This is a genomic window from Shimazuella sp. NTD248 (assembly GCF_059510395.1).
Genome location: NZ_JCAJZT010000039.1, coordinates 1 through 218, shown reverse-complemented (window position 1 = coordinate 218; position 218 = coordinate 1). Strand labels below are relative to the sequence as shown.

Genomic DNA, 218 nt, shown 5'->3' with positions numbered 1-218 from the left:
GCTACTACCACGGCTTGCTCGATGGTGGGATGTGCTTGCAACTGGCTTTCGATCTCTCCGAGCTCCACTCGGAATCCCCGAATACTGACTTGGGTATCTTTTCGTCCCAAGAAATGCAGCTGTCCAGCAGCATCCCAGCGAACGATGTCCCCGGTTTGGTACAGCCTTCCCCACGTCGGATGATCGTGAAACCATTCTGCCGTCCAATCGGGACGACC

Annotated in this window: 1 protein-coding gene; it reads right to left on the bottom strand. The window is 56.0% G+C overall.

Going from position 1 to position 218, the window contains the following annotated elements:
* On the bottom strand, window positions 1-218 hold a 218-nt coding region (locus tag AC5WOE_RS20040), incomplete at both ends, for a hypothetical protein (RefSeq protein ID WP_496053357.1).